The sequence below is a fragment of the Oerskovia merdavium genome (genome assembly GCF_014836755.1).
Classification (GTDB): domain Bacteria; phylum Actinomycetota; class Actinomycetes; order Actinomycetales; family Cellulomonadaceae; genus Oerskovia; species Oerskovia merdavium.
In genome coordinates, this window is sequence record NZ_JACSQF010000008.1 from 122,255 (window position 1) to 129,531 (window position 7,277).

The window sequence follows — 7,277 nt, forward strand, 5'->3', positions numbered from 1 at the left end:
CCACCTAGGCTTGAGGCGACCGAGAGCCGCTCCCGGTCGCACGCGCCGAGCAGGAGGCAGACATGGACCGCGCCACCCGGACGGCCACCCGAACGCCCCGGCGCCGGCAGCGACGACCGGCCGTCTCCGCCGTGTGCGTCGGCGTGCTCCTCGCGCTGACGGCCTGCTCAGGCGCGAACGGCGGCTACGACGCGACGCCCGACGAGTCCCCGTCGCCCACGGCGACACCGGCGCCCAGCCCCTCGCCGTCGGGTGACGCCACCGACTCCCCGACGGGAGCCACAGGATCGACCGGAACCGAGGGGGACGGGTCGACCGCTGCTCCCGCGTTCCCCGCGAACACCGACCCGGACGTCGCCGAGCCCTCGGCCGGCGCCGCTCTGACCGTGACCGACCTGCGGGTCGGGCGCCACGACGGGTTCGACCGCGTCGTCTACGAGCTGGGAGGCACGGGGACGCCCGGCTGGCGCGTCGAGTACGTCCCGGAGGCGATCGACGACGGCAGCGGGAACGTCTTCGAGATCGCCGGCGACGGCACGCTGCAGGTCATGATCTCGGGCTCGGGCTACCCCACGGACACGGGCGTCCCCGAGTACTCGGGCCCCAACCCCCTGCGTGTCGCGGAGACCGACGAGGTCGAGGAGGTCGCGCTCCGCGGCGTGTTCGAGGGGTACACGCAGTCGTTCATCGGGACCGACGACTCCGACAACCCGTTCCGCGTCTACGCCCTCACGAACCCGACGCGCGTCGTCGTCGAGGTGCGCGACGACGACTGACCGGCCCTGAGCGCACCCGTCCGGCCAGGCGCTCCGTGGGGACCGGGCCGGCCGCGCGGGGCGCAGGGTCAGCGTCCCGACGTCACGCCCTCGGACTTCTGGGGACGCGCGAGCAGCCCACGGGCCATGTCGTCGACCGGCATGCCCTCGTGCAGGACGGCCACGACGCCGGCCGTGATGGGCATGTCGACGCCCACCTTCTGCGCGAGCTCGAGGACGGAGCGGCAGGACTTGACGCCCTCGGCCGTCCCGCCCGTCGCCGCGACGGCCTCGTCGAGGCTCATGCCCTGCCCGATGTGCTTGCCGAGCGTGTGGTTGCGCGACAGGGGGGACGTGCAGGTCGCGACCAGGTCCCCCATGCCCGCGAGGCCCGAGAATGTCTCGGCGTCCGCACCGAGCGCGAGCCCGAGGCGCGTGATCTCGACGAGTCCGCGCGTGATGACGGTCGCGGTCGTGTTGTACCCGAACCCGCGGCCCTGGGCGATGCCCACGGCGAGTGCGATGACGTTCTTCACGGCGCCGCACAGCTCGACGCCCACGACGTCCGAGTTGGTGTACGGCCGGAAGTAGGACGACGAGCAGGCCGCGGCGACGAAGCGGGCGGTCTCCGGGTCGGTCGCGGAGACCACGGTCGCGGTGGGCTGGTGCTCGGCGATCTCGCGGGCCAGGTTGGGGCCCGAGACCACGGCGACCTTGTCCAGCGGGAGGCCCCACACCTCGGCGACGACCTCGCTCATGCGGCGGTCGGTGCTGAGCTCGACGCCCTTCATGAGGGAGACCGCGACTGCCCCCTCGGCGAGGTGCTCGCGCAACGGGGCGAGCGTCGCGCGTGCGCTCTGCGAGGGGATCGCCACCACGACGAGCTGGGCACCGGCGAGCGCCGCGGCCGCGTCGGTCGTCGCGGTGAGCCTCGCGGGCAGCTCGATGCCGGGCAGGTAGGGCGAGTTGTGGCGCGTGGCGTTGATGTCCGCCGCGACGTCGGCGTTGCGGCCCCACAGCCTGACCTCGCAGCCCGCGTCGGCGAGCACGGCCGCGAACGTGGTGCCCCAGGCTCCCGAGCCGAGCACGGCTGCCGTGACGGGTGACGGGCTGGTCGCGGTGCTCACTTGCGCTCCTCCGAGCCGGGGTTCTTGCGGACGTCGAACCGCTCGGCCGGGGCCTTCTCGCCGCGGATCTCCTCGAGCAGCCCGGTGATGGCGTCCATGATGCGGTTGGTGGCCTCGCGCAGGGTCACGGAGTCGATGGGACGCTCGTAGAGGTCCGACAGGTCCACGGGCGGGCCCGCGTGCACGGCCACGTTCTTGGGCGGGATCGGCCGGAACCGCTTGCTGTAGCGAGGCAGGATGTCCTGCATGCCCCACTGCGCGATGGGCACCACGGGCATGCGGCTCGCGAGGGCGAGGCGCGCGGCACCGGTCTTGCCGACCATGGGCCACAGGTCCGGGTCACGGGTCAGGGTGCCCTCGGGGAACACCGCGACGCACTCGCCCAGCGCGAGCTGGTCGACCGCCGCGCTCACCGAGGACGCGGCCCCCGCGGTGTTGCGCTGCACGGGGATCATCCCGGTCCGGTCCAGGAGCAGACGCAGGCCGGGGATCTTCCAGAGCGACGCCTTGGCGAGGATCTTGGGCGCCCGACCGTGGTCATAAAGGAAGTGGGCGAACGTCAGCGGGTCGATGTTCGACATGTGGTTGCCCGCGGCGATGAAGCCCCCCGTGGCGGGGATGTTCTCCGCACCCTGCCAGTCGCGGCGGGTGATCGCGAACATCAGGGGACGCACGATGAGCGCGACGAGTCGGTACGCGCGGCTGTCTGGATGAGCTTTCGGCACGGTCACCGAGCCTACCGGGCCGCGTGCCGTCGTCGGGCCCGACGGCGCCGCTCGCCCGGGGTGAGACCCTCACCCGGGGCGGGGCGCACCCTCAGATCCAGCCGTGCCGGCGCGCGAGGTGGACGGCCTCGTGGCGGTTCGTCGCGCCCAGCTTGGCCGCGGCCGACGAGAGGTAGTTGCGCACCGTGCCCGGCGCGAGCGAGGCGCGCGTGGCGATCTCCTCGACGGGCGCTCCCCCGGCGGCCAGCTCGAGCACGTCGGCCTCACGGGGCGTCAGGGGGCTCGCGCCGGCCGCGATGGCCTCGGCGGCCAGCTCGGGGTCCACGTAGCGTCCGCCGCCGTGGACCTGACGCACCACGTCCGCCAGGACGCGCGACGAGACGGTCTTGGGCAGGAACGCGCGCACCCCGGCCTCGAGCGCGCGCTTGAGGTACCCGGGGCGCCCGTGGCTCGTGACCATGACGACGCCGCACGCCGGCACCTCGGACGCCAGGGCCTGCGAGACCTCGATCCCGTCGAGGCCGGGCATCTGGAGGTCGAGCACCGCGACGTCCGGCAGGTGCTTGCGCGCTGCCGCGAGCGCCTCGGTCCCGGACGCGGCCTGGACGACGACCTCGAGGTCGTCCTCGAGCGAGAACAGGGTGGCCAGGGCGTCGCGGATGAGGTTCTCGTCGTCGGCGAGCAGGATGCGGATCACGCGGTGGGGCCTTCCTGGGCGGGGCGAGGGGCGCCGGTGCCGCGGCCCCGGGGGACGAGCGGCATGCGCGAGACGAGGCTACCGACCGCCGGGAGCGGGACGCTGGCCGTGAGACGGAACGTGGGGGGCTCGAGGTGGGTCTCGAGCCGGCCCCCGGCACCGGCGAGCCGCTCACCGAGCCCGATCAGCCCGGACCCGCTGGGGCTGCCCGGGCTCGTCGTGGTGCGGTCCAGGTCGGGGACGCCGTCGTTGGTCACGGTCAGGACCGCCTCGCCCCGCTCGACGCCCAGGGTGATCTCGCAGCGCGTCGCGTGGGCGTGGCGGACCACGTTGGTCACGGCCTCGCGCACGACCCAGGCGAGCGCCTCCTGCGTGGCCTCGGGCAAGGAGTCCTCGTTGCCGTCGCCGGACGACTCGATCGTGGTCTCGATGTCGGCCGACCGCAGGACCGAGCGTGCGCCGCTGAGCTCCGCGGCCAGGTCCGCGGCCCGGTAGCCCGCGACGACGGCCCGGACCTCGCGCAGCGAGTCCTGAGCGATCTGGCGCACCTCGAGCATCTGCTCGGCCGCGCCGGGGCGTCCGCGCGAGGCGAGCTCCGCGGCGAGCTCGCTCTTGACGGCCACGACCGAGAGCGTGCGGCCGAACACGTCGTGCAGGTCGCGCGAGAAGCGCAGCCTTTCCTCCGCGACCGCCAGGCGCGCGTGCAGGACGCGGTTGCGCTCCTGCTCCCACACGATCCCGAGCATCCACACCGACACGCGGTAGGACGCGAAGATGCCGACGCACATGAGGACGACGCCGATGCCCTGGCCCACCGCGATGCCCGCCGCCGTCTCGTCGCGGACCGGGGCGACGAACCACGAGACGAGCCCCGAGACCGCCGCGACGCCCACGGCCCCGAGCGCCAGCCACCGGAAGGTCAGGAGCGGCGCGCAGGCCGCGACCGAGAACGCGGTCGCCGCGGTCACGACCAGGACCGGGGTGTTGCCCTGGAACATCGATCCCTCGCCGGTCGGGTAGGCCGCGAGGCCGACCACGCACGTCGCGAGCGCGAGCCCCCACATGGTGCCCGGCGCCCACCGGGGCGGGGGCGGCCCGCCGAGGAACCGGGTGATCCCGTACCGGATGACGACGATGCAGGACGCCGTGTGCGCGAGGCACAGGCCGATCAGCGGGGCGAGCAGCACCGGGTGCCCGGTGGGCACCTCGCCCACGATCCACAGCACCACGAAGAGCTCGAACGTCGCGACGACGTACAGCGACCAGCGCGTGTAGGTGTCGAACCGTTCGGGGTTGCTGCGACGCGACCACGCGCCGACGAGGGGGTTCCAGCTCACGGGGGTCAGCCTTTCACGTGGGATCGTCGGCGGGGCGCCGGGTTGGCTCCCGTGTGGTCCGGGTGCTCTGGGTGCCGAGCACGAGGTTGCGGTCGCTCTCAGCGGGAGAGCGACCGCAACCTCGTGCTCGACCGACCGCAACCTCGTGCTCGACGCCGCCCGGTCCCCGCGTCACCACGGGCGACGTCGTGACCGCCTCAGCGGCGCGGCTCCCACCGCATGTACCGGGCCGCGAGCCACGCACCGATCACGCACCAGGCGAGCAGGATCGCGAGCGGCTGCGCGGCCAGGGCGAACGTCTCGCCGAAGCCGACCGCGACGCCGTCGGGCCCCAGACCCGTGAGGCCGATCGTCAGGAGCTCGCCGACCGGGTGCAGGGGCGTGAACGCGGCGAGCGTCTGGAGGCGCTCCGGCAGGAGAGCGAGCGGCAGCGTCGTCCCCGACAGGAGCAGCGCCAGGGCCATGATCGGCAGCGTCGAGAGCTGGACCGACTCGAGCGTGCGCGTGAACGCGGTGCTCGCGGCGGCGAGCGCCGCGAAGACGAACGTCCCCCCGAGGACCGCGACGAGCAGCAGCACCACGTTCGCGGGGGCGTCGAGACCGATCCACAGCGCGATCGCGGCCCCGCCCAGCACGAGCTGGCCGAGCATCGTCACGACCGCGGGCGTCGCTGCGCCGATCAGGATCTCGGCATCCGAGCACTGCCCGGTCCGCAGCCGCTTGAGCACGAGCTCCTCGCGCCGCGCCACGTACGCGCTCGCGAGGTTGTAGTAGACGACGAACATGAGCGCGAAGCAGATGAGGCTCGTGAGCGCGAACGCCCCGACGACCGACGCCCCGGCCCCGTCGCCCACGACCGCCTCGAGCGCCCCCGAGAAGTGCAGGAACGCGACCATCGCGGGGGCCAGCGCGACCCCGTTGAACAGGGCGGTGCGGTTGCGCAGGAGCAGCGTGGTCTCGGCGCGGACGAGCGAGACGACGCGGCGAAGCGAGCCCGCGAGGCCGGTCGTGCCGCGGGGGGCCGAGGAAGCACGGGTGGCACGGGTCGGGGTCTGGGTCAGGGTGGTCATGCTGCACGCTCCGTCGGGTCGATGGTGGAGGAGGACGGGTGGCCGGGCCCGTCGGCGATCGCGAGGAAAGCCTGCTCGAGCGACGCGGGGCGCGCCTCGATGCGGCCGAACGTCACGTCGCGGTCGGCCGCCCAGGCGAGCAAGACCGCGAGGCTGCGCTGGAGGTCGCGCGTCGCGATCGAGAGCGTGCCGCCCTCGACGCGCTCGAGGGTCTCGCCCGGCAGGAGCGGGAGGTCCGCGAGGTGAGGACGCACGCTCGCCTCGTCGACGTAGACGTGCGCGGGCTCGGCGTCGACGATCTCGGCGACCGTGCCCTCCTGGACGATCCGGCCGCCGTGCATGATCGCGAGGCGGTCCGCGAGGCGCTCGGCCTCCTCGAGGTAGTGGGTCGTGAGGACGACGGTCGTGCCGTCGTCGAGCAGCGACTGGACCAGGTCCCAGGCCGAGCGGCGGCTCTCGGGGTCCAGGCCCGTGGTCGGCTCGTCGAGGAACAGCACCTCGGGGCGGCCGAGGAGCGCCAGGGCGAGGTCCAGACGGCGCCGCTCGCCTCCCGAGAGCGACGTCACCGTCACGTCGGCGCGACCGCGGAGCGCGACCAGGTCGAGCGCCTCCTCGACCGGGCGAGGGGCCGCGAGCGTCCCGGCCCACATGCGCGCGGTCTCGATCGCGGTCAGGTCGGACGGGAAGCCGGCCTCCTGCAGCATGATCCCGATCCTCGGGCGGACGTGGGCGCGCTCGCGGTAGGGGTCCTTGCCGAAGACCCGCGCTGTGCCGGCCGTGGGGCGCGAGAGCCCCTCGACGACCTCGAGGAGCGAGGTCTTGCCCGCGCCGTTGGTCCCGAGGAGCGCGAAGAGCTCGCCGCGGCGGACCTGGAGGTCGACGCCCGCCACCGCCTCGAACCCCTGGGCGCCGCGGGTGCTGCCGCCGTACCTGCGGCGCAGTCCCTGCACGTCGATGACGAGGTCGTCCTTGCGCGCGTCGCGGCCCGTGGTGCCGCGGTCGAGGCTGTCGTTGTCCATGCCTCCAGCCTGGTGCCGGCCGGAGCGCTCAGGCAGTGCAGCCCTTCACCCGTTCTGTCGGTTTCCTCATGCTTCGTCGGTGAGGTTTGTCATGCCGCCCGTGCCCCGGCGTCCGGTGGCGGTCGCGGCGTCCGGCACGACCGCGGACGGCACGCCCGCGGTCGCCCCGGTCACGGTCGCGGTGTCCGGGGCCGGAGCGCTCGTCAGCGCGAAGCCGCCCAGGGTGAGCACCGAGAAGGTCAGGGCTCCCGCGCCCCAGGTGAGTGCCCGACGTCGGGCACCGCGCGGCTCGGCGTGGTCCGCAGGCCGCGCGTGGTCCGCAGGCCGCGCGTGGTCCGTGGGGCCAGCAGGCTCGGCCGGGCCGTCGAGCGGCTCGTGGTTCTCGGGTGACGTGGCGGACGGCATGGTCGCTCCTCCTGTCCGGGCGAACCCTTCGCCCGTGCCGACCACCCTCCTCGTCCGACCTGCGCACCGGGTGGTACGAGGCTGTGCGGCACCTGTGACCTCGCCCCGGCGGACGACGACGGGGGGGGGGGGGGGGGGGGGG

At 74.1% G+C, this 7,277-nt stretch carries 8 protein-coding genes; 1 reads left to right on the forward strand and 7 read right to left on the reverse strand.

The features are described from left to right. The first annotated feature begins 62 nt into the window (after nucleotides 1–62). Entirely contained in the window at nucleotides 63–776 is a 714-nt protein-coding gene (locus H9641_RS09485; protein WP_225220236.1) for an AMIN-like domain-containing (lipo)protein, read from the forward strand. Between the two features lie 68 nt (nucleotides 777–844). Here H9641_RS09485 and H9641_RS09490 read toward each other — a convergent pair whose 3' ends face one another. The 7 genes from H9641_RS09490 to H9641_RS09520 form a co-directional block, all read right to left on the reverse strand. Beyond that, a complete protein-coding gene (locus H9641_RS09490; protein WP_191803138.1) occupies nucleotides 845–1,882 on the reverse strand; it encodes an NAD(P)H-dependent glycerol-3-phosphate dehydrogenase in 1,038 nt (345 codons plus the stop codon). Next, on the reverse strand, nucleotides 1,879–2,544 hold the full coding sequence (locus H9641_RS09495; RefSeq protein WP_191803140.1) for a lysophospholipid acyltransferase family protein: 666 nt from the start codon (nucleotides 2,542–2,544) through the stop codon (nucleotides 1,879–1,881). Before H9641_RS09495 ends, H9641_RS09490 begins: the two co-directional genes overlap by 4 nt. A gap of 154 nt (nucleotides 2,545–2,698) precedes the next feature. After that, a complete protein-coding gene (locus tag H9641_RS09500) occupies nucleotides 2,699–3,304 on the reverse strand; it encodes a response regulator (RefSeq protein ID WP_191803142.1) in 606 nt (201 codons plus the stop codon). Then, on the reverse strand, nucleotides 3,301–4,641 hold the full coding sequence (locus H9641_RS20700) for a sensor histidine kinase (RefSeq protein ID WP_318244490.1): 1,341 nt from the start codon (nucleotides 4,639–4,641) through the stop codon (nucleotides 3,301–3,303). The genes H9641_RS09500 and H9641_RS20700 overlap by 4 nt, the downstream gene beginning before the upstream one ends. 197 nt (nucleotides 4,642–4,838) lie before the next feature. After that, a complete protein-coding gene (locus H9641_RS09510) occupies nucleotides 4,839–5,711 on the reverse strand; it encodes an ABC transporter permease (RefSeq protein WP_191803144.1) in 873 nt (290 codons plus the stop codon). Then, on the reverse strand, nucleotides 5,708–6,730 hold the full coding sequence (locus H9641_RS09515; RefSeq protein WP_191803146.1) for an ABC transporter ATP-binding protein: 1,023 nt from the start codon (nucleotides 6,728–6,730) through the stop codon (nucleotides 5,708–5,710). Before H9641_RS09515 ends, H9641_RS09510 begins: the two co-directional genes overlap by 4 nt. Nucleotides 6,731–6,796: 66 nt before the next feature. Next, on the reverse strand, nucleotides 6,797–7,135 hold the full coding sequence (locus H9641_RS09520) for a hypothetical protein (protein ID WP_191803148.1): 339 nt from the start codon (nucleotides 7,133–7,135) through the stop codon (nucleotides 6,797–6,799). Nucleotides 7,136–7,277: the final 142 nt, after the last annotated feature.